17 protein-coding genes are annotated in these 20257 nt (G+C 71.2%); 6 read left to right on the forward strand and 11 right to left on the reverse strand.

From position 1 onward, the window contains the following. Positions 1 to 58 precede the first annotated feature (58 nt). Positions 59 to 472, forward strand: a complete 414-nt coding sequence (locus ACQEV2_RS14535) for a hypothetical protein (RefSeq protein WP_433040139.1) — start codon at positions 59 to 61, stop codon at positions 470 to 472. On the opposite strand, the gene ACQEV2_RS14540 is transcribed toward ACQEV2_RS14535, so the two are convergent. From ACQEV2_RS14540 to ACQEV2_RS14550, 3 genes are all read right to left on the reverse strand, one after another. Continuing rightward, complete coding sequence (locus ACQEV2_RS14540) at positions 459 to 1679, reverse strand: serine hydrolase domain-containing protein (protein ID WP_433040142.1); 1221 nt, start codon at positions 1677 to 1679, stop codon at positions 459 to 461. The genes ACQEV2_RS14535 and ACQEV2_RS14540 overlap by 14 nt on opposite strands. A gap of 103 nt (positions 1680 to 1782) precedes the next feature. Beyond that, positions 1783 to 3567: a TIGR03767 family metallophosphoesterase gene (locus tag ACQEV2_RS14545; protein ID WP_433040145.1), complete on the reverse strand. Its 1785-nt coding sequence runs from the start codon at positions 3565 to 3567 to the stop codon at positions 1783 to 1785. A 204-nt stretch (positions 3568 to 3771) separates the two neighbouring features. Beyond that, positions 3772 to 4224, reverse strand: coding sequence for an NUDIX hydrolase (locus tag ACQEV2_RS14550; protein ID WP_433040148.1), 453 nt, complete (start codon positions 4222 to 4224; stop codon positions 3772 to 3774). 225 nt (positions 4225 to 4449) lie between these two features. On the opposite strand from ACQEV2_RS14550, the gene ACQEV2_RS14555 reads away from it, so the two are divergent. Further along, on the forward strand, positions 4450 to 7737 hold the full coding sequence (locus tag ACQEV2_RS14555; protein WP_433040151.1) for a S8 family serine peptidase: 3288 nt from the start codon (positions 4450 to 4452) through the stop codon (positions 7735 to 7737). A 76-nt stretch (positions 7738 to 7813) separates the two neighbouring features. Here ACQEV2_RS14555 and ACQEV2_RS14560 read toward each other — a convergent pair whose 3' ends face one another. Both ACQEV2_RS14560 and ACQEV2_RS14565 read right to left on the reverse strand, forming a co-directional pair. Continuing rightward, positions 7814 to 8641, reverse strand: coding sequence for a hypothetical protein (locus ACQEV2_RS14560; RefSeq protein ID WP_433040154.1), 828 nt, complete (start codon positions 8639 to 8641; stop codon positions 7814 to 7816). A 1-nt stretch (position 8642) separates the two neighbouring features. After that, on the reverse strand, positions 8643 to 9191 hold the full coding sequence (locus ACQEV2_RS14565; protein ID WP_433040157.1) for an RNA polymerase sigma factor: 549 nt from the start codon (positions 9189 to 9191) through the stop codon (positions 8643 to 8645). Between the two features lie 350 nt (positions 9192 to 9541). Here ACQEV2_RS14565 and ACQEV2_RS14570 point away from each other — a divergent pair, with 350 nt between their 5' ends. Beyond that, entirely contained in the window at positions 9542 to 10558 is a 1017-nt protein-coding gene (locus tag ACQEV2_RS14570; RefSeq protein WP_433040160.1) for an aspartate-semialdehyde dehydrogenase, read from the forward strand. A 10-nt stretch (positions 10559 to 10568) separates the two neighbouring features. Here ACQEV2_RS14570 and ACQEV2_RS14575 read toward each other — a convergent pair whose 3' ends face one another. Then, positions 10569 to 11039, reverse strand: coding sequence for a DUF1203 domain-containing protein (locus ACQEV2_RS14575; protein WP_433040164.1), 471 nt, complete (start codon positions 11037 to 11039; stop codon positions 10569 to 10571). A gap of 113 nt (positions 11040 to 11152) precedes the next feature. On the opposite strand from ACQEV2_RS14575, the gene pepN reads away from it, so the two are divergent. Next, complete coding sequence (gene pepN, locus ACQEV2_RS14580; RefSeq protein ID WP_433040167.1) at positions 11153 to 13729, forward strand: aminopeptidase N; 2577 nt, start codon at positions 11153 to 11155, stop codon at positions 13727 to 13729. Between the two features lie 394 nt (positions 13730 to 14123). Here pepN and ACQEV2_RS14585 read toward each other — a convergent pair whose 3' ends face one another. From ACQEV2_RS14585 to ACQEV2_RS14595, 3 genes are read right to left on the reverse strand one after another with little or no spacing between them, the layout of a single operon-like run. Beyond that, positions 14124 to 15026 carry a LysR family transcriptional regulator gene (locus tag ACQEV2_RS14585; protein ID WP_433040170.1) on the reverse strand — a complete coding sequence of 301 codons (903 nt, stop codon included), beginning with the start codon at positions 15024 to 15026 and terminating at the stop codon, positions 14124 to 14126. A gap of 14 nt (positions 15027 to 15040) precedes the next feature. Further along, the gene (locus ACQEV2_RS14590) at positions 15041 to 15958 is read right to left on the reverse strand and encodes a DMT family transporter (protein ID WP_433040173.1); all 918 of its coding nucleotides are present in this window, start codon (positions 15956 to 15958) and stop codon (positions 15041 to 15043) included. Positions 15959 to 15993: 35 nt separating this feature from the next. After that, a complete protein-coding gene (locus ACQEV2_RS14595) occupies positions 15994 to 16932 on the reverse strand; it encodes an EamA family transporter (protein ID WP_433040176.1) in 939 nt (312 codons plus the stop codon). A gap of 105 nt (positions 16933 to 17037) precedes the next feature. On the opposite strand from ACQEV2_RS14595, the gene ACQEV2_RS14600 reads away from it, so the two are divergent. Beyond that, entirely contained in the window at positions 17038 to 17550 is a 513-nt protein-coding gene (locus ACQEV2_RS14600; protein ID WP_433040179.1) for a MarR family winged helix-turn-helix transcriptional regulator, read from the forward strand. Between the two features lie 19 nt (positions 17551 to 17569). Here ACQEV2_RS14600 and ACQEV2_RS14605 read toward each other — a convergent pair whose 3' ends face one another. Beyond that, entirely contained in the window at positions 17570 to 19060 is a 1491-nt protein-coding gene (locus ACQEV2_RS14605; protein WP_433040182.1) for an FAD-dependent monooxygenase, read from the reverse strand. Positions 19061 to 19203: 143 nt separating this feature from the next. Here ACQEV2_RS14605 and ACQEV2_RS14610 point away from each other — a divergent pair, with 143 nt between their 5' ends. Then, positions 19204 to 19785 carry a TetR family transcriptional regulator gene (locus ACQEV2_RS14610; RefSeq protein ID WP_433040185.1) on the forward strand — a complete coding sequence of 194 codons (582 nt, stop codon included), beginning with the start codon at positions 19204 to 19206 and terminating at the stop codon, positions 19783 to 19785. Positions 19786 to 19914: 129 nt separating this feature from the next. Here the strand turns inward: ACQEV2_RS14610 and ACQEV2_RS14615 are convergent, their stop codons facing one another. Continuing rightward, on the reverse strand, positions 19915 to 20190 hold the full coding sequence (locus ACQEV2_RS14615) for a hypothetical protein (RefSeq protein WP_433040188.1): 276 nt from the start codon (positions 20188 to 20190) through the stop codon (positions 19915 to 19917). Between the last annotated feature and the right edge of the window lie 67 nt (positions 20191 to 20257).

Below are 20257 nucleotides of genomic sequence, written 5' to 3' on the forward strand. Positions count from 1 at the left end.
CGACACCCGGCGGCCCCTCCTCGTGTCACCGGCCGGGGCAGGGCCTAGGTTGGGCCGGATGAGATCCCGAGGCGTGTTGGTGGCGCTGTTCCTGTTGCCCCTGGCCTGGGGGCTGGTCAGCCTGGCGAGCGGCCGGGCGGTTTCCGTCGTCCCGGAGTGCCCCGGGCTCCAGCTGGACGACGTGGGTGAGGAACACCCCGGCCGGATGCGGCCCGGCTTCACCTGCGCCGTGGGCTACGACAACGCCACCGGCCGGTCGACGGGCACGCGGACGTACGACCAGCAGAAGTTCGCCCAGGAGACGGAGCGCGACGGCCGCTATCTGCGGGGCGCCGGCTACCTGGCCTACAGCGCGGTGGGGCTGACGGTCCTCGCCGTGAGCGGGCCGCTCCGCCTGCTGGGGCGGCCCCGCAGGAGGCGCGAAGCCGCGGGTCGGCCGACATCAGGCAGTACGGACACTACGGGCGCATGAACGTCATGCCTGGTGTCCGGGTCGGCTCGATCGCCTCGGCCTTTCCGCTCTTTCCGCTCTTTCCGCTCTTTCCGCAGAACTCGGCCTCGATCACCGCCGCCGTGTCCCCCGACCAGTCACCGTTGAGGTTGAAGGCGAGGGCGTGGCGGCCGTCCTTGGTCGTGACCGCCTCGGATATGGAGCCGTGAATGCCGCCACCGTGGCCCCAGACGGTGACGCCGCAGCTCAGTTTGCTCTTCAGCAGGCCGAGACCGTAGGCGTTGGCCTCGTCGAGGGGGACGGTCGTGGTCATCTCGGCGAGCTGCTCGCGCGGGAGGAGCTTGCCGCGCAGGAGGGCCGTGTAGAAGCGGTTGAGGTCGGCCGAGCTGGAGATCATCTCACCGGCCGCGTAGGCGAGGGACGGGTTGATCTTCGTGACGTCGTACGTCGGGCCCGTCGCCGTCTCGGCCAGCTTGGAGTAGGCGCGGCTGCTGGGCCCCGGCACCGTCACACGGGTGCCGGGGACGGACGTGGCGGTCAGGTGCAGGGGCTTGATGACGCGGTCGCGGATCTCGTCGCCGTAGGGGCGGCCCGTGGCCTTCTCGATCACCATGCCGGCCAGGACGTAGTTGGTGTTGGAGTAGTTCCAGGACGTCCCCGGCTCGAAGTCCGGCTTGTGGGTCATGGCGATCGCGACCAGCTCCTCGGGTTTCTTCGTGTCGTAGCGGTGCTCGAAGAAGCCGTCCTTGAGGAAGTAGGTGCGGCCGAAGTCGTCGTCCGCCGTGTAGTTGAAGATGCCGCTGGTGTGGTTGAGGAGTTGGCGCAGGGTGATGCGGCTGCCGTCATGGCCGTTGCCCCGCACGGCTCCCGGGAGCCACTCCTCCACCGTGTCGTCCAGGGACAGCCGTCCCTCCGCCTCCAGTTGGAGCAGCACCGTGGCGACGAAGGTCTTGGTGATGCTGCCCACCCGGTAGCGGTCGTCCGCCGAACGCGGCTTGCCCGTCTTGAGGTCGCCGACGCCCGCCGTGGCCGACCAGGCGCCGTGACCGTCCCTCGCGGTCGCCGTCACGCCGGGCACTCCGGACTCGACCGCGGCCGCGATGGCCTTCCGGGTCGCCTCGTGGTCGGCTCTGGCGGGCGACGCCGCCACGGCGGGGGCCGCGAGGGCCACCGACAGCGCCACGGCTGTGGCCGCCACCAGGGTCATGCGGGTCGTACGTCCACTCATGTCTCTCCCCCTTCTGCTCGCTCGACGTCGTCGAGCGTGGTCGGGGGGAGAGACCGGGCGCGTGCGGCGAAGGTTGAAGCGCGGGGCGGCAGTTGAGCGTGTTTCAGCCCTTCTTCAGCACCAGCTCCGTGTTGCGGTCCTTCCTGTCGCCCGCCAGGGTCGTGCGTGCGCCGGGGGCGTTGAAGGACAGCTCGCGGTAGAGCGCCGCCAGGCCGGTCTGGGAGAGGTCCGTGAAGTCCGTGCGGTGCGGGGCCGAGGACTCGATCAGCGTGGTGAACAGGGAGATCGTGCCGTCGTTGTTGTCCACCACCTCGATGATCCGGGCGAGTTGGGGGAAGTCGACGTGGGAGGCGGTGGAGATCTCCCAGAAGGAGCCGCCGCCGGAGCCGGAGCGCGGCGTGACGACGTTCTTGTGGATGTGGCCGTTCACCCAGGCGAGGACGTTGCGGTGCCGGGCGAGGAGTTCGACCACCTCGGCGCCGCCCACGCGCCGCTCGCTCGGGCGGGCCGGGTCGCGGCGGAGGTTGTCCATCGTCTCGCTGGTGTGATGGCTGAAGACGATCGCGTACGAGTCCTTGTTCTCCCGCAGCGTCCGGTCCAGCCACCTGAACTGGGCCGCCCCGATGGACCCTTCGTAGTGACCGCCCGGATCGGTGGTGTCGAGGCTGATGCCGATGACGTCGTCGGCGATGCGGAAGCTGTAGTACTGGGTACCGGCGTCCAGGTTGGCCGTCGAGTAGCCGTGGCCGACCGGTCCGTGGCCCCGGTGGGCCGGGTTCAGGTGGGCCCGCACATAGTCCCGGGGCGTGAACGGGGCCCGGCTCTCGTCCGGGGTGACCGAGCGCATCGAGCGGGCGTGGGCCTTGAGGAAGTCCTTGAAGACGGTGCCCCTGGGGTCCTTGTCCTGCTTGAGGGAGTCCTGGAGCTTCTTGGCGTCCGCCGCGGACACGTTCATCAGCTTCTTGCCGCCGACGGCGAGGTCGGTGAGGTAGGAGTCGCTGTGCGAGGCGTAGGTGCCGAGCGGCATCGCGTCGTGGTTGCCGACCGTCGAGTACCAGGGGATGTTCAGGCCCGGGCTGCGCAGTTCGCGGATCGCGGCGGCCAGGAAGCCCTCGATGTGCGGGAAGCCGAGCTGCTTGTCGGCGTCGCGGATGCTGTCGTCGGCCTGCCAGTACAGCTTGAGGCCGCTGTTCTGGACGCCCTCGTACTGCCGCGGGTCACCGGTGTTGGGGGTGACGCGGCCGCCGCTCATCACCGTCAGGAACCACTCCAGCTCGGACTTGCAGTTGTTGTCCGTGTTGTCGCCGGTGGTCATGGCGAAGTGCAGCGGGGCACCGGTCACGGGCGCGCCCCGCAGCGCGTTGATCCGCTCGACGAGCGCCACCGCGCCGGGCACGGTCAGCGCCTCCTGCGGCCGCCAGGCGTGCACGTCCGTCGAGCGCAGGTACTCAAGGCGCAGCGGATGCTGGGCGTCGATCAGGTGCAGATCGGTGAGCTGGACGAACGCGGCGAGCGCCGTACGCCGCTTCTCGCGCCCCGCCTTGGCCGACGCCAGGTTCTCGCGGACGACCCGCCGCCAGCCGGGACCGTCACCGAGTCGGCGGTAGCCGGAATCGCCGCGCGGAGTGGCGACGTTCGCGAGGGTGGTGCCCCGGGTGTACGGCGCGAGCGCGACCGGGAGGTTGCGGGAGGCGCCGACGGGAGCCTCGGCGGCGCCCGCGGCCGCGTCCGGCGCGCTCGCGGGGTTCGTGGTCGTGGCGGCCTGGCTGTCGGTGGGCCGCAGGGCGTAGCCGACACCCGCGGAGAGGGTCACCGCTCCGGTGGCGGCGAGCAGGGTGCGGCGGTGGACCCCCAGCGCGGAGCTGGCGACAGAGCGTATGCGCGACATGGCGCGATCTCCCCGAGTGCGAACGCGTCGGCAGTGGTCGCGGGGCGTTCACCGAGGCGAACGTCCCGCTCACTGTGGATCGTTGGCAGCGGGGATGACCTGCGCATGAACATGACGGCAACGCGCAGCGCCGATCACCGTACGTGGATCTTGGGCCACCTTCCGCGTTCTCGACCGCTCCTCGAACGGCCGGAACGCGGTCACTCAGTGTTCATCTTGCGGGGTACTCAAGCTATTCCCCCGCCACAGTGCCAGCCCCTTGTCGACCATCGGGACCCGGGTCAGCCCGTGCACGTCGTGGAGCGGGTGCCAGGCGGCCATGTCCGTGGAGCCATTGGCTTCGTAGCGCAGGTCGCCGCCCACGATCCGGCCCGCGTAGACGAGCCGTACGCCGTGGTGGTCGACTCTCCGGCCGAAACGGCCCGGGAGGATGCGGTGGAAGGAGTCCACGCCCAGCAGTTCCGTGGGCTCGAAGCGGTAGCCGGTCTCCTCCTCCACCTCCCGCACGACCGTGTCGTGGGGATCCTCACCGTGCTCCATGCCGCCGCCCGGCAGGACCCACTCGAAGCCGCCGCGGGGCGCCGGGGAACGGGCGAGGAGGAGCTGTCCGTCACGCACGCATATGGCGTAGGCCGCCACCCTCAAGTTCTTCCGCACATAGGGACGTTAAGCGGCCGAGGCCGGATGGGCAGCCGAATATTCGGCTTACGGGCGACTTGCCCCGTTCGCTCTCTCTCGCCCCAAATGCATCGCGGGTTTTCCCCATCCGTCCATTTCGATTCGGTCAACTCTTCCCAAACATCCTTCCCTTGCATAAAGCTGTGCGGTCGTCCGGGATCGCATTCCGGACGACCCCTGCTTCTTTACCAACAAGGGATGCCGATGACCCTCACCCCCCAGCGCGAACCGAAGCCGGGCGCGAGACGCTCGGCCCGCATAGCCGTGGCCGCCGGTCTCGTCGCCGCGCTCTCCGCGGCCGGGCCGATACCCATGGCCATGGCCGGGGACCCCGCGCCGGCCGCGGCGGACCCGAGCGTCAAGTCCGCGCACGACAAGCTCGGTTCGGACGACGCCGACCTGCTCGCCGAGGCCAAGGCCGACGGCGACAAGAACGTCACGATGATGATCGCGACCGCGCCCGGCCAGACCGAGAAGGTCGCGGAGCAGCTGGACGCGGTCGGCTCTGTGGGCCGCACGTACGACAAGCTGGGCTACGTCCGGGCCACCGTCCCGACGGGCAAGGCGGACTCGGCCATCGCCGCCGCCGCGAAGCTCTCCTCGGTGCACGGCATCGACCTGCGCGAGGAGATACCCCTGGACGACCCCGCCGTCGACACCGAGAAGTCGACGGCCGCGGCGACCTCGTACGCCGCCCCGGGCAAGAAGACCCCGGCCGAGAACCCGTACAACCCGTCCTTCGAGACGGGCGCCGTCGACTTCGTGGACGACCACCCGAAGGCGGACGGCCGCGGCATCACCATCGGCATCCTCGACTCCGGCGTCGACCTCGGCCACCCGGCACTGCAGAAGACCACCACCGGTGAGCGGAAGATAGTCGACTGGGTCACCGCCACCGACCCGCTCGTCGACAGCGACCGCACCTGGCGCCCGATGGTGACCTCCGTCTCCGGGCCCACCTTCACCTACGGCGGCAAGACCTGGACCGCTCCCGCCGGTTCCTACCAGGTCAGCACCTTCCTCGAGTCGTACACCACCGGCGGTGACGCGGCGGGCGACGCCAACCGCGACGGCGACAAGACCGACTCGTGGGGCGTCCTCTACGACGCGGCGGCCGGCACGGTCCGTGTCGACCTCAACAACAACAACGACTTCGGTGACGACACCCCGATGAAGCCGTACAAGGACGGCTTCCAGGTCGGGTACTTCGGCACCGACAACCCGGCCACGGACGTCGCCGAGCGGCAGCCGTTCGTCGTGCAGATCCGCAAGGACGTGCCGATGGACCCGCTGGGCGGGACCTGGGTCGGGCAGAAGCGCGACTTCGTCAACATCGGCGTCATCGAGTCCGAGCACGGCACCCACGTCGCCGGCATCACCGCCGCCAACGGCCTGTTCGGCGGCGAGATGAACGGCGCCGCGCCTGGCGCGAAGCTCGTCTCCTCCCGCGCGTGCACCTGGACCGGCGGCTGCACCAACGTCGCGCTCACCGAGGGCATGATCGACCTCGTCGTCAACCGCGGCGTCGACATCGTCAACATGTCCATCGGCGGTCTCCCGGCGCTCAACGACGGCAACAACGCCCGCGCCGAGCTGTACACGCGCCTCATCGACACCTACGGCGTCCAGCTCGTCATCTCGGCCGGCAACTCCGGCCCCGGCGCCAACACCATCGGCGACCCGGCCCTGGCCGCCAAGGTCATCTCGGTCGGCGCCTCCATCTCCAAGGAGACGTGGGCCGCCAACTACGGCTCGGTCGTGGAGAAGCCGTACGCGATGATGCCGTTCTCCTCGCGCGGCCCGCGTGAGGACGGCGGCTTCACGCCGACCCTGGTCGCCCCGGGCGCCGCGATCAACACCATCCAGACCTGGCTGCCGGGCGCCCCGGTCGCCGAGGCCGGCTACACGCTGCCCGCCGGTTACGGCATGCTCCAGGGCACCTCGATGGCGTCCCCGCAGGCCGCTGGCGCCTCGGCGCTGCTGCTGAGCGCCGCCAAGCAGAAGGGCATCGCCCTCACCCCGGCGAAGCTGCGCACCGCGCTGACCTCGACGGCCGACCACATCAGGGGTGTTCAGGCGTACGAGGAGGGTGCCGGCCTCATCAACGTCGAGGACGCCTGGGACTCGATCCGCGACGGCGCCACCGCCCACGAGTACACGGTGAAGGCGCCGGTCGACACCGCGATCGACCAGTTCCTGAAGACGCCGGGCTTCGGCACCGGCATCTACGACCGCGAGGGCGGCCTCAAGGCCGGGCAGAAGAAGACGTACGACGTCACGATCACGCGTACGTCCGGCCCGGACAAGGCGATCCGGCACGAGCTGCACCTGGAGAACAACGCCGGTGACACCTTCCGGATCGTCGGCTCCGACGAGATCAGCCTCGGCCTGAACAAGCCGGTCACCGTCCAGGTCGCCGCCAAGCCGGGCTCCGCGGGCCTCAAGAGCGCGATCCTGGAGGTCGACGACCCGCGCACCGAGGGCATCGACAAGCAGATCCTCAACACGGTCGTGGTCTCCGCGCCGCTCAAGTACACCTACTCGGCGTCCGGTTCGGTGCAGCGCAACAGCACCAAGCACTACTTCGTGACCGTCCCCGAGGGCGCGAAGTCGCTGGAGGTCGCGATCGGCGGGCTGAAGGGCAAGAGCCAGACCCGGTTCATCGCCATCCACCCGTACGGCGTCCCGGTCGACACCACCGGCACCCCGTTCTGCTACAACAACTACCTCGACGGCAACGGCTGCAAGCCGGACGTGCGCGCGTACGCCGACCCGCAGCCGGGCGTCTGGGAGATCGAGGTCGAGTCGCGCCGTACGTCGCCGCTGCTCGACAACCCCTACAAGCTGGACGTCACCGTCCTGGGCGCGGCCTTCGACCCGGAGACCGTGACCGTCCCCGAGGCCAAGGTCGGCACCCCGGCCGCCGCCTCCTGGAAGGTGACCAACAAGTACGCCGCCCTCGACGGCAAGCTGGCCGGCGGCCCGCTCGGCTCGTCGAAGACCACGCGTCCGACCATCGCCGAGGGCGCCACGCAGACCACGACGGTCGAGGTGCCCGAGGGCGCCACGTCCCTCGACGTCACCATCGGCAACGTCTCCGACGCGGCCGCGGACCTCGACCTGGTCGTCTACGACGCGGCCGGCACCGAGGTCGGCAGCTCCGCCGACGGTGACTCCGAGGAGTCGGTCAAGGTCGCGAACCCGGCCGCCGGGACGTACAGCATCGAGGTCATCGGCTACGCGGTGCCGGGCGGCTCGACCGCGTACGACTACCTGGACGTCTTCTACTCGGCCTCGCTCGGCACCGTCACGGTCGACGAGTCGGCGCCGGTGAAGCTCGGCACGGGTGACTCGGCCGCGGTCACCGGCAGCGTCACCGCGAAGGCGGCCGCTCCGGAGGGCCGCGAGTTCTTCGGCCAGGTCCGCCTGGTGAACGCGCGCGGCACGGTCGCGGGCGTGGGCAATGTGAAGATCGAGAAGGTCACGCCGTAGTTCCTTGTACGGCGGTGAGGGCGGGCGTCCGGTGACGGGCGCCCGCCCCTTTGTCATCCCCCTGTCATCCCCCTTGTCATCCCTCGCAGCTCTGGTCGCGCGACTGGGGCAGCGAGGCGGTGATCCAGGCCCGTTCGGGGGCGATGTCCTGCTCGCCGACGGCCCAGAAGTCGGGCCGGCGGGCGCCCTGGGGGATGCCGATGAGCACCGGGTCACCGTCGCGGAGACCGGGCACGGTGTTCTCGTCGACCACGAAGGTCAGCTCCGCCTCGCCCTTGTCCGGCTTGTAGTAGCGGGTCATGTGCAGGGAGACCCGCAGCGACGTCGTACCGGGGAGCTGTTCGACGGAGGTGGCCTTCCCTTCGGCCACCAGCCGGGAGCAGGCGAGGTAACGGGGGCTGCCGAAGGCGCTGCCGGCATCGGGGGCGGCTTCCTTGCTGTCGGCGGCGGTGCTGGCTCCGGAATCGTCGCTGCTCCCCCCGGTCTGCGACAGCAGCCAGCCCAGGCCCGTGATCACGGACGCGACGGCGGCCACCGCGAGGGTGCCGAAGGCGAGGGTGAACGCACGCCGCCGGACGCGGGAGGGCCGTCGTACCGGAACCGGTTCGGGAACCGGTTCGGGAACCGGTGCCGGTGGCGGTGGCTCACCGAGCGTCCGCCCGATGATCTCCAGCTGTTCTCGAAGCAGCGCCACATCGGCGACGGCGGACCGGTGCTCGGCCATGAAGGCGGCGTCCGCGCGCGCCTCGTCCGTTAGCGGCTCGTCGGTGATCGCGGCCATCAGCGCGTCGGTGCCGGTGCGGCCGGCGTGGCTGTGGCGACCGCCACGGCCCTGGTAGCCGTCGCGGCCGTTGCGGCCTTCGTCACCGTCGCGACCGTTGCGGTCTTCGTTCTCGGCGGTCACGTCACACCACCTCGTCCTCGTGCAGGCGGGCGCGCAGGGCCCGTACCGCCGTGTGCAGCCTGCTCTTGACCGTGCCCTCCGGGATGCCGAGCTCCTCGGCGATCCCGCGAACCGGCAGATCGGCGTAGAAGCGCAGGACGAGGACCTGACGCTGGGCGTCGGGCAGTTCGTCCAGGCCCCGGGAGACGGCGAGGGAGAGCAGGCTGGTGTCCTCGCCGGAGGGGTGTTCCGTCTGCCGCAGCGCCGCGAGCCGCTCGCCGAGCCGCTCCTGGCGCTTCTTGGCCCGGTGCCAGTCCATGGCGAGGTTGGAGGCGACGACCGCCGCCCACGCCGACACGTCCCGCGGCGCCTCACGGCCGCTCGCGGCCCGCTCCAGCAGCCGCAGACGTACCTGCTGTACCCCGTCCAGCAGGTCCGCCTGCGGCACCCCGCCGAGCGCGAGCACCGCCCGCACCCGGCGCTCCTGGGCCGCGTCCAGCGGATCGTCCAGGACCTCCTGGACGGCGCCGCCCCCCTGGCCGCGGCGGGCCTTTCTGCGCAGCACAGCCACCCCTCCCCTTGCCGTGTGGTGACTGTGACGCAGGAGCGGGCCGAAACGTTCGGGGGAATTTCCCGGGACTTTCCGCTGCTGGACCGAGGCGTACGTCACACCGCCGCGTAGCCGGGTGCCGGGCGGGCAGGCGAGCTTGCGGCGCGGGACGGCCCTAGGGCGAATTTCTCCAGCTCAGACCAGGTGTGAGCCGGAGAACCGGAGCCGGGGCCGGGGGCCGCCGCGTCCCATCGTTCGGGCATCCCGGGCAAACAATTGGACAGGCGGGCCGAGGCTGACCGCATGATGGAAACGCCTCGGCCATGCAGCAGACACACTCAAGCCACGCAGATCACGTAAAAGGAGTCGCCGTGAGGGTCGGAATCGTCGGAGCCACCGGTCAGGTCGGCACGGTCATGCGCAGGATCCTCGCGGAGCGCGACTTCCCGCTCACCGAGCTGCGCCTGTTCGCCTCGGCCCGCTCGGCGGGGACGGTCCTGGACGGCGTGACGGTGGAGGACGCGGCGACGGCCGACTACACCGGCCTGGACATCGTCCTGTTCTCGGCGGGCGGCTCCACGTCGAAGGCGCTGGCGCCGAAGGTCGCCTCCCAGGGCGCCGTGGTGATCGACAACTCCTCGGCCTGGCGCCGCGACCCCGAGGTCCCGCTGGTCGTCTCCGAGGTGAATCCGCACGCGATCGCCGACCGCCCCAAGGGCATCATCGCCAACCCGAACTGCACGACGATGGCCGCGATGCCGGTGCTGAAGCCACTGCACGCCGAGGCGGGCCTTCAGGCGCTGGTCGTCGCCACCTACCAGGCGGTGTCGGGCTCGGGTCTGGCCGGCGTCGACGAGCTGTTCGAGCAGATCAAGAAGGTCGGCGACGACGCGCCCAAGCTGACCCACGACGGCTCGGCGGCGGAGTTCCCCGCGCCGAACAAGTACGTCGCCCCGATCGCGTACAACGTCCTGCCGATGGCCGGCTCCATCGTCGACGACGGCCTGAACGAGACCGACGAGGAGCAGAAGCTCCGCCACGAGTCCCGCAAGATCCTGGAGATCCCCGGGCTGAAGGTCTCCGGCACCTGTGTGCGCGTCCCGGTCTTCTCCGGCCACTCCCTCCAGGTCAACGCCCGCTTCGCCCGCCCGATCAGCGCGGAGCGCGCCAAGGAGCTGCTGGCCGGTGCCCCCGGCGTGGCCCTCACCGACGTCCCGACGCCGCTGCAGGCGGCCGGCCAGGACCCGTCGTACGTCGGCCGCATCCGCACCGACGAGACGGTCGAGCACGGCCTCGCCCTGTTCATCTCCAACGACAACCTCCGCAAGGGGGCCGCGCTGAACGCGGTGCAGATCGCGGAGCTGGTGGCGGCGGAGCTGAAGGGCTAGCAGGCACCCCCTAGGCCCTGCGGACCTCGTAGAGGAAGCATCCGTACTCGACGGCCCGGACGTGGACGAGCGCCACGGCCGGGTCGTCGAGTGCGTTCGTGAGGGCCGCCTCGAAGTCCCGCTCCACGAGCTCGCCGCCCAGGATGTGCCCCTCGGCGGAGTAGCGCCGCAGCACACGGTGGGAGTTGGTGAACGGCAGGGCGTCGCCCTCGGGGCCCGGGCATTCCTGCGCGTGGACGAAGACGGGACCCTGCTCGTCGTACGCCCGCGGAGCCGCGCCCGTCCGGGCCGCCCAGCGGCGCAGCGGGGCGTAGGAGACCAGGGCGATCCTCTCGCCCGGCTCGCTGTGGCGCAGGCAGCAGCGCAGCGGGGCGCCGCCCTCCTCGTCCGTCGCGGGAACCATCTCGCGCCCCTGATCGTCAGCAGAGCGCAACTCCTTCAGGACCGGTGCCTCGATCGGACGTGCGATGTATGTCGTCATGTACGCCAGGCTCCCGATCGTCCCGCCTGTTCACCGGCGGGAAACGGACATCGCGTTCGGTCCAGGTCCCGTGGAAGGATGGCGCAACCCACACATATCGAGGAGATGACCGCGTGCCTGGCACAAACCTGACTCGCGAAGAGGCGCAGCAGCGGGCGAAGCTGCTCACCGTTGACTCGTACGAGATCGATCTCGACCTCTCCGGCGCGCAGGAGGGCGGCACCTACCGGTCCGTCACGACGGTGCGCTTCGACGTCGCGGAGAACGGCGCCGACTCCTTCATCGACCTCGTGGCCCCGACCGTCCACGAGGTCACCCTGAACGGCGACCCGCTCGACGCGAGCGAGGTCTTCGAGGACTCCCGGATCGCACTGCCCGGCCTGCTTCAGGGCCGCAACGTGCTGCGGGTCGTCGCCGACTGCGCGTACACCAACACGGGCGAGGGCCTGCACCGCTTCGTCGACCCGGTCGACCAGCAGGCCTACCTCTACACCCAGTTCGAGGTCCCGGACGCCCGCCGCGTGTTCGCGTCCTTCGAACAGCCCGACCTGAAGGCCACCTTCCAGTTCACCGTGAAGGCCCCGGAGGGCTGGACGGTCATCTCCAACTCGCCCACGCCGGAACCCAAGGACAACGTCTGGTCCTTCGAGCCGACGCCGCGCATCTCGACGTACATCACCGCGCTCATCGTCGGCCCGTACCACTCCGTGCACAGCGTCTACGAGAAGGACGGCCAGTCCGTCCCGCTCGGCATCTACTGCCGGCCGTCGCTCGCCGAGTACCTCGACTCGGACGCGATCTTCGAGGTGACCCGGCAGGGCTTCGACTGGTTCCAGGAGAAGTTCGACTACCCGTACCCGTTCAAGAAGTACGACCAGCTGTTCGTGCCGGAGTTCAACGCGGGCGCGATGGAGAACGCGGGCGCGGTGACCATCCGCGACCAGTACGTCTTCCGGTCCAAGGTGACGAACGCGGCGTACGAGACGCGCGCGGAGACCATCCTGCACGAGCTGGCCCACATGTGGTTCGGCGACCTGGTCACCATGGAGTGGTGGAACGACCTGTGGCTGAACGAGTCGTTCGCCACCTACACCTCCATCGCCTGCCAGGCGCACGCCCCCGAGTCGCGCTGGCCGCACGCGTGGACCACGTTCGCCAACCAGATGAAGACGTGGGCGTACCGCCAGGACCAGCTGCCGTCGACGCACCCGATCATGGCGGAGATCCGCGACCTGGACGACGTGCTCGTCAACTTCGACGGCATCACCTACGCCAAGGGCGCCTCCGTCCTCAAGCAGCTCGTGTCGTACGTCGGCATGGACGAGTTCTTCCGCGGCGTCCAGGCGTACTTCAAGCAGCACGCGTACGGCAACACGCGCCTGTCCGACCTGCTCGGCGCCCTGGAGGAGACCTCCGGCCGTGACCTGAAGACCTGGTCGAAGAAGTGGCTGGAGACGGCGGGCATCAACATCCTGCGCCCCGAGATCGAGACGGACGCCGACGGTGTCATCACGTCGTTCGCGATCCGCCAGGAGGCCCCGGCGCTGCCGGCCGGAGCGAAGGGCGAGCCGACGCTGCGCCCGCACCGCATCGCGGTGGGCCTGTACAACCTGGACGAGTCCTCGGGCAAGCTGCTGCGCGACGAGCGCATCGAGCTGGACGTGGACGGTGAACTGACCGCCCTGCCGCAGCTGTCGGGCAAGCGCCGCCCGGACGTGGTCCTCCTCAACGACGACGACCTGTCGTACGCGAAGGTCCGCCTGGACGAGCAGTCGCTCGCCTTCGTCACCGAGCACCTCGGCGACTTCGAGGCCTCCCTCCCCCGGGCCCTGTGCTGGGCGTCGTCCTGGGACATGACGCGGGACGCCGAACTCGCCACCCGCGACTACCTCTCGCTGGTCCTGTCGGGCATCGGCAAGGAGTCCGACATCGGCGTCGTGCAGTCGCTGCAGCGCCAGGTGAAGCTGGCGATCGAGCTGTACGCCGCCCCGGCCGCCCGCGAGGCCCTGCTGACCCGCTGGACGGACGCCACGCTGGCCCACCTGCGCTCGGCGGAGGCGGGCAGCGACCACCAGCTGGCGTGGGCGCGGGCGTTCGCGGCGACGGCCCGCACGCCGGAGCAACTCGACCTCCTCGAGGCTCTGCTGGACGGCTCCCAGACGATCGAGGGCCTGGTCGTCGACACGGAGCTGCGCTGGGCGTTCGTGCAGCGCCTGGCGGCGGTGGGCCGCTTCGACGAGACGGAGATCGCCGGCGAGTACGAGCGGGACAAGACGGCGGCCGGCGAGCGCCACGCCGCCACGGCCCGCGCCGCCCGCCCGACCCCCGAGGCCAAGGCCGAGGCCTGGTCGTCGGTCATCGACTCCGACAAGCTCCCCAACGCCATGCAGGAAGCGGTCATCGTCGGCTTCGTCCAGACCGACCAGCGCGAACTCCTGGCCCCCTACACCGACAAGTACTTCGAGGTGGTCAAGGACATCTGGGACTCCCGCTCCCACGAGATCGCCCAGCAGATCGCGATCGGCCTGTACCCGACGATCCAGGTCTCCGAGGAGACCCTGACCAAGACGGACACCTGGCTCTCCTCGGCGGAGCCGAACGCGGCCCTGCGCCGCCTGATCTCCGAATCCCGCGCGGGCGTGGAACGGGCCCTCAAGGCCCAGGCGGCGGACGCGGCGGCGGAGGAGTAGCGGTTCGTCGGACGTAAGTGAAGGGGGCGCCCGGTCTCAGTCCGGGCGCCCCCTTTCGTCCGCGCACAGCGCGCGAGCAGCCGAACGGACGCGGCCTGCGGGGGGACACGGCCTGCGGGAGGACGCGGCCTGCGGGTCGGCACGGCCCGCGGGGGGGACGCGGCCTGCGGCGGGACGCGGCCTGCCGGGGGGACGCGGCCTGCGCGCATCGGCAAAGCCCGCGGGCACCGGCGCATTCTGCGGGCGTCGGCGCAGCCCGCCGGCACCCGCACAGCCCCCCGGCGGAGCCTGCGGGCAGTCGTGCCGCTGGGGGCGGCACGGGTGGGCGCAGGCGGCATCCCGTCAGGGCCGGGCTGCGCACCCACCCCCGCCCAGCCACACGCCGGGTCACCCATCAAGCGAGCCGCGCAGCAACGGCCCCCAAAGCCGACAGCACCCGCCCCACCGCAACCTTCGCCTCACTCCCCCTCCGCACAGCAGCCACCACATGCCGCACCGGCCGCTCCTCCGCCAACTCCCGCATCACCACCCCGCCCCTCGCCACCGCAGCCATCCGCGGCACCAACGCCACCCCCATCCCCTCCTCCACCATCGCCACGATCGCCGTCCACCCGGCCGCCGAATGCCCCTGCCGAGGACTGAACCCGGCCGCCTCGCACGCCCCCCGCGTGATGTCCGACCACGGCCCACTCCCCCCGAAGATCCAGTCCTCCGCCGCGAGATCGGCCAGCCGCACGACCCCGGCCCCCGCCAGCCGATGCCCCCGAGGCAGCGCCACATCCAGCGGATCCACCAGCAGCGGCACCCGCGTGAAGCGTGCGTCCCCCACCGTCGGCGCCTGCGCCGCGAGCGACAGCGCGAGGTCCACCTCCCCGGCGGCCAGCAGCTCGTACGCCGCCCCGGCCTCGGCCTCCCGCACCCGTACGTCCACCCCCGGGTGCCTGTCCCGCAACGCCCGCACGGCCGGTACGACCAGCGCGGGCACCGCCGTAGAGAAGGCCGCCACCCGGACCTCCCCGACCTCGCCGTGCACGTAGGCCGCCAACTCGGCGTCGGCCCGCTCCAGTTGCTCGAACACGGCCTCGGCGTGCCGCAGCACCAGCCGTGCCGCGTCCGTCAGCCGCACCCGCCGCCCCTGCGCCTCCAGCAACGGCACCCCGACCTGCTTGGCGAGATTCGTCAGCTGCTGCGACACGGCCGACGGCGTCATCCGCAGCGCCTCGGCCGTCGCGGTCACCGTCCCCCGTTCGCGCAACGTCCGCAGGATCTGCAGCTTCCGGATGTCCCACTCGACCATGGCGGCAACCTACGTCACCGCCGCGACGCCGCCCCCAGCACGACTCCGCCCAGGATCAGCGCCATGCACAGCACCTGGGCCCAGCCGGTCGCCTCGCCGAGGACGGCCCAGGACAGCAGGGACACGCACATTGGCTGGAGGTAGTAGACGATTCCGGCACGGCTCGGTCCGACCAGCGCGATCGCCCTGTTCCACGCGAAGAAGGCGACGGCGGAGGAGGCGACTCCCACGTAGAGGATCGGCAGGACCGTGCCGGGCGTCGGAGTGAAGCCGCCCTGCACCGCCACGCTCACCCCCTGCGCGGGCAGCAGCAGGGCCGTCCCCAGCAGGAACGTGGTGAAGAGGAAAGCCGTACCGCCCAGTTCGGCCGGCTTGCGCCGCAACAGGCCGCTGTACGCCCCGAAGGAGCAGGCCGCCGCGACCATCCACAGGTCCCCCGCCACGAAACGGGCCCCGCCCGCACCTCCCCCGATCAGCAGCACGACGCCCGCGCAGGCCGTCAGCAGTCCCGCCACCCGGCGCGCCCCCAGCCGTATCCCGGCGGCCCGCTCGAACACGGCCATCAGCACCGGGGAAGCGGCCATGATCATGCCCATGTTGGCGGCGGGCGTGGTCAGCCCGGCCTGGTTGACGAGGGTGTTGTAGACGGTGACGCCGAGGAGGGAGGCGACGGTCACGAAGCCGAGGTGACGACGGATCAGCTCCCGTTGCCGCCAGGCCTGCCGTGCCCCGAACGGGGCCACCGCGACCAGCGCCACCACCCATCTCCAGAACGCCTGCTGCACCGGCGGCACACTGTCGTGCAGCGCACGGGAGGTGACGAAGCTGCCGGACCAGACGACGGTGGCGAGGGCGGCGAGCGCGATGCCGAGCGCGGCCGCCTTGGTGGGGCGGGAAGTCGGGGTGGCTGTCCTGGGGAGGACGACGGTCACGGAGATCCTTTCGCCGGCCGGTGATCGGGTTCGATCTACCGTCGCAGCGCCGCAACTGTCACGTCCATCGAATCTTTTCGACGATTCTCTTCAGAAGAACTGAACGATACGCCCCGTCCGCCCGCCCCGATCTGCCCGACGACCGTCGCCCCGAACGCGAGCGCCATGCCCGTCAGTTGCACCGGCGTCAGCGCCTGTCCCAGCGCCGCCCAGCCGACCACCGCCGCGGTCAGGGGCGACAGCGGACCGAGGAAGGTGACCTGGGTGGCGGTGAGGTGGCCGATGCCGCGGAACCAGAGCCAGTACGCGAGCGCCGTGTTCGCCAGCGCCAGGTAGAGGTAGCCGACGGTCGCCCGGCCATCGAGCGCGGGCGGCGCACCCTCGACGAGGAGGGCGAGCGGGGCGATGAGCAGGCCGCCGGCCGTCAGTTGCCAGCCGGTGAGGGCGAGCGGGCCGACGCCGTCCGGGCGTCCCCAGCGCTTGGTCAGGACGGTGCCGGCGGACATGGCCGCCGTGGAGGCGAGGGCCGCCAGCACACCGACGACGTCCAGCGCGCCGGCCGCCTTCAGCACGACCAGGCTGACGCCGAACGCCGCCACGACCCCGGTGAACACATTGCGCACGGTCGGCCGTTGCCCGAGCAACAGCGCCGAGAGGCCCACGACGAACAGCGGGCCGACCGAGCCGACGACGGCCGCCATGCCTCCGGGCAGCCGGTACGCGGAGAGGAAGAGCAGCGGGAAGAAGGCGCCGATGTTCAGCGCGCCCAGGACCACCGACTTCCACCACCAGGCGCCGCGCGGCAGTACGCGGGCCACGGCGAGCAGCAGCAGACCGGCGGGGAGGGCGCGCAGCAGGCCCGTGAAGAGCGGGCGGTCGGGTGGGAGGAACTCCGTGGTGACGGCGTAAGTGGTGCCCCAGGAGATGGGGGCGAGGGCGGTGAGGAGGGTCAGGGCGGCACGGTTCGCGGCCATGGGACGCACCCTTCGAGTAGGTCGGCAGCAAGTAGCTTAGCGTTAAGCTACTTTCCGTCAAGCTACTTTCTTGCGGCCGAGCGGTTGGCCGCCGATACTCGGCCCATGAGCGAACGCCCGCAGCGCAAGGACCCCGTCGACGCGATCATCGACCAGTGGGCGGCCGTGCGGCCCGACCTGGAGACGCGGGCCATGGAGGTCTTCGGCCGGATCTACCGCCTCTCGCGGATGATGGGCGACCGCATGGAGAAGGCGTACGCGCCCTACGGCATCTCACGCGGCGAGTTCGACGTCCTCGCGACCCTGCGCCGCTCCGGTGAGCCCTACACGCTCTCACCCCGCCAGCTCTCGGCCACGCTGATGCTCACCACCGGAGGCATGACCGGGCGCCTCGACAAACTGGAACGGGCCGGCCTGCTGCGCCGCTCCCCCGACCCGCACGACCGCCGCGGCCTTCAAGTCACGCTCACCGAGAAGGGCTTGAGCCTCATCGACGAGGCCGTCACCGCCGGGCTCGCCGTCCAGACGGAGGCACTGTCCACCCTGAGCGACGAACAGGCCGGCCAACTGGCCGGCCTGTTGCGGGAGTTGCTGGCGGGGACTCCGGAACCCCGGTAGGCAAGGAGCTTCGCTCCCCTCACCCCAGGTGGGCGGCGACCGCCCGCTCCACCGCCGCCGTGTCCGCGTCGTCCGCCGCCCACGCCACGTATCCGTCGGGCCGCACCAGCACGGTCGTACGGCGGTCGCTCGCCCAGCGTTCCACGGTCAGCCGGTCCTTGCGGGCGCCCTGCCCGTCGTACGCCGTCGGAGCCTCCGGCGTGATCAGTACGAACCGTCCGCCGCGCAGGGCCTCGTAGAGGCGGCCGCTCTCCAGGGCGACGTCGGGGACGCGGGTGCCGACCAGGCGGTGGGAGCCGCGGGGGGCGGGGTACGTGTAGCCGATGCCCGAGATCTGGGCCAGGGCCTTCGCCCGGGCGGGCCGGGCCGCATTCACGAAGGCGGAGACGAGGGCGCGCACGGCACGCAGCGCCGGGCTCTGCGCGCGGGCCAGCCGGACCAGCCCGCCGCTGCTGCGCAGCACGGCCTTGCCGACGGGGTGACGCTCGGCCTGGTAGGTGTCCAGCAGGCCGTCGGGCGCCCAGCCCTGCACGGCCGCGGCGAGCTTCCAGCCGAGGTTGGCCGCGTCCTGGAGGCCGGTGTTCATGCCCTGTCCGCCGGCCGGTGAGTGCACATGTGCGGCGTCGCCCGCGAGGAAGACCCGCCCGACCCGGTACTCGGGCGCCTGGCGCTCGTCGCTGTGGAAGCGGGAGAGCCAGCGGGCGTCGTGCATGCCGTAGTCGGTGCCCAGGGCGCGGCGGGTGACCTCCTTGATCTCGTCGAGGTCGAGCGGGGCGTCGTCGGGGACCTCGTGGCGGCGGTTCCAGCCCATGACGCGGTACCAGCCGTCCCCGAAGGAGGCGATCATCGCGAAGGCGTCGCCCGCGCCGTTGACGGTGAGCACGCTCTCGGGCCGCTCGGCGAGCCGGACGTCCGCCAGGAACAGGGACTTGATGACGGAGACGCCCGGGAAGGGCAGGCCGAGCGCCCGGCGTACGGCGCTGCGGTGACCGTCCGCGCCGACGACATAGGCCGCGCGGCGCGTGACGACCGCCCCGTCCGGGCCGCGCACATCCAGGTCGACGCCGGTGTCGTCCTGCCGCAGCCCGACGACCTCGTTCTCGAAGAGGAACTCGACGCCGAGCTCACGCGCCCGCCGCTCCAGCAGCCGCTCGACCTCGTACTGCGGAGTGATGAGCAGGAACGGGAAGCGGGACGGCAGCGTGCCCAGATCGAGGGAGAGGCGGCGGAAGAGGCGCAGCTCGGTGATGGTGCTGCCGGTGGCGAGCAGATCGTCGGCGAGGCCGCGGGCGTCCAGTTGCTCCAGGGTGCGGGCGTGGACGCCGAAGGCGCGGGAGAGGTTGCTGATCTCGTGGGGGCGCTTTTCGACGAGGGTGACGGGGACACCGGCGGCGGCGAGGTCGCCGGCCAGGAGGAGGCCGGTGGGGCCGGAGCCGACGACGATCACGGGGAGTGCGGAGCTCGGGCGCGGGGGGTGGGTGCCGCTGCTGTTGGTTCCGGTGCCGTTCATGGGGGCCTCCTGGGGTGCCAACGTCTGTTTGCCACCGTCTGTTGGCCAACGATTGTTGGTCAACGCTTGTTGGCAAACGTAGGCTCGAGCGCCGGACCTGTCAACACTTGTTGGCCCACACATGTTGGCCTACGGTTGTTGGCATGACGCCCGGCAAGCCCCCCGCCCCACCGCGCCGCTCCGAAGCCACGCGCACCGCGATCCTCGACGCCGCCCGCGAGCGCTTCGCGACCGACGGGTACGAGCGCGCCACCATCCGCGCCATCGCCAAGGACGCGAACATCGATCCGTCGATGGTGATGCGCTACTACGGCAACAAGGAGGGCCTGTTCGCGGCGGCCGTCGCCATCGATCTGCGGCTGCCGGACCCGGCGTCGCTGACCCGGGACGACGTCGGCCGGTCGCTCGTGACGCACTTCCTGGCCATGTGGGAGAAGAACGAGGTGCTCACGGCCCTGCTCAGGGTCGGCGCGACCAACCAGGCCGGGGCCGAGCGTATGCGGGGCATCTTCGGGGACCAGCTGCTGCCGGTCGCCCGCCGGGTGTGCCCCGACCCCGAGCAGGCCCCGGCGCGGGCGGCGCTGGTGTCGGCGCAGTTGCTCGGGCTGGCGCTCACGCGCTACGTCCTGCGGTTTCCGCCCGCCGTGGACCTGGCGCCCGAGGAGGTCGTGGCATGGCTGGCGCCGACGGTGCAGCGGTATCTGACGGCGCCGTATCCGGCGTGAGGGTCACCCATTCGTGACGGTCGCTGAACACACCGAGGGCGCCGGCCTCGTCCACGTACGGCGGATGCGCGTACGTACGACGGAGCCGGCGCCCTCGAAGAGTGCGCGGCGGACTCGAAGAGTCTCGCGTCAGGCCTTCACGTCGGCCTTGGTCCGGATGTTGGAGCTGGTCGTGTCCTTCTGCTTGTGCGACTTGTCCAGGACCATGACCAGGCCCGCGATGACAGCGAACAGCACGATGGGGGCCACGACGAACTGGCCCAGCGTCTCGATGACGCTCAGGCCCTGGCCGGGGTCGTCGCCGTCGTCGCGCGTGAGCGCGAGCGCAGGGGACGACATGAGCAGCATCATCAGCGTCGTACCGGCGGCCAGGGCGCCGGCGCGCAGGGCGTTCTTCTTGTCCACGGGGCCAAAGTACCGAACGCCGGGAGGGACCGCGCGCCCGGGGTGCCGTATGCAGCGCGCCCACCCC

This window comes from Streptomyces sp. CA-251387 (genome assembly GCF_050936625.1).
In the GTDB taxonomy this organism is placed as follows: Bacteria; Actinomycetota; Actinomycetes; order Streptomycetales; family Streptomycetaceae; genus Streptomyces.

What these genes read in the sequence shown, in the direction of transcription:
- ACQEV2_RS14535 (WP_433040139.1), top strand. Translation starts at nt 59, where the DNA reads ATGAGATCCCGAGGCGTGTTGGTGGCGCTGTTCCTGTTGCCCCTGGCC.
- ACQEV2_RS14540 (WP_433040142.1), bottom strand. Translation starts at nt 1,679, where the DNA reads ATGAGTGGACGTACGACCCGCATGACCCTGGTGGCGGCCACAGCCGTG.
- ACQEV2_RS14545 (WP_433040145.1), bottom strand. Translation starts at nt 3,567, where the DNA reads ATGTCGCGCATACGCTCTGTCGCCAGCTCCGCGCTGGGGGTCCACCGC.
- ACQEV2_RS14555 (WP_433040151.1), top strand. Translation starts at nt 4,450, where the DNA reads ATGACCCTCACCCCCCAGCGCGAACCGAAGCCGGGCGCGAGACGCTCG.
- ACQEV2_RS14575 (WP_433040164.1), bottom strand. Translation starts at nt 11,039, where the DNA reads ATGACGACATACATCGCACGTCCGATCGAGGCACCGGTCCTGAAGGAG.
- ACQEV2_RS14585 (WP_433040170.1), bottom strand. Translation starts at nt 15,026, where the DNA reads ATGGTCGAGTGGGACATCCGGAAGCTGCAGATCCTGCGGACGTTGCGC.
- ACQEV2_RS14595 (WP_433040176.1), bottom strand. Translation starts at nt 16,932, where the DNA reads ATGGCCGCGAACCGTGCCGCCCTGACCCTCCTCACCGCCCTCGCCCCC.
- ACQEV2_RS14600 (WP_433040179.1), top strand. Translation starts at nt 17,038, where the DNA reads ATGAGCGAACGCCCGCAGCGCAAGGACCCCGTCGACGCGATCATCGAC.
- ACQEV2_RS14605 (WP_433040182.1), bottom strand. Translation starts at nt 19,060, where the DNA reads ATGAACGGCACCGGAACCAACAGCAGCGGCACCCACCCCCCGCGCCCG.
- ACQEV2_RS14610 (WP_433040185.1), top strand. Translation starts at nt 19,204, where the DNA reads ATGACGCCCGGCAAGCCCCCCGCCCCACCGCGCCGCTCCGAAGCCACG.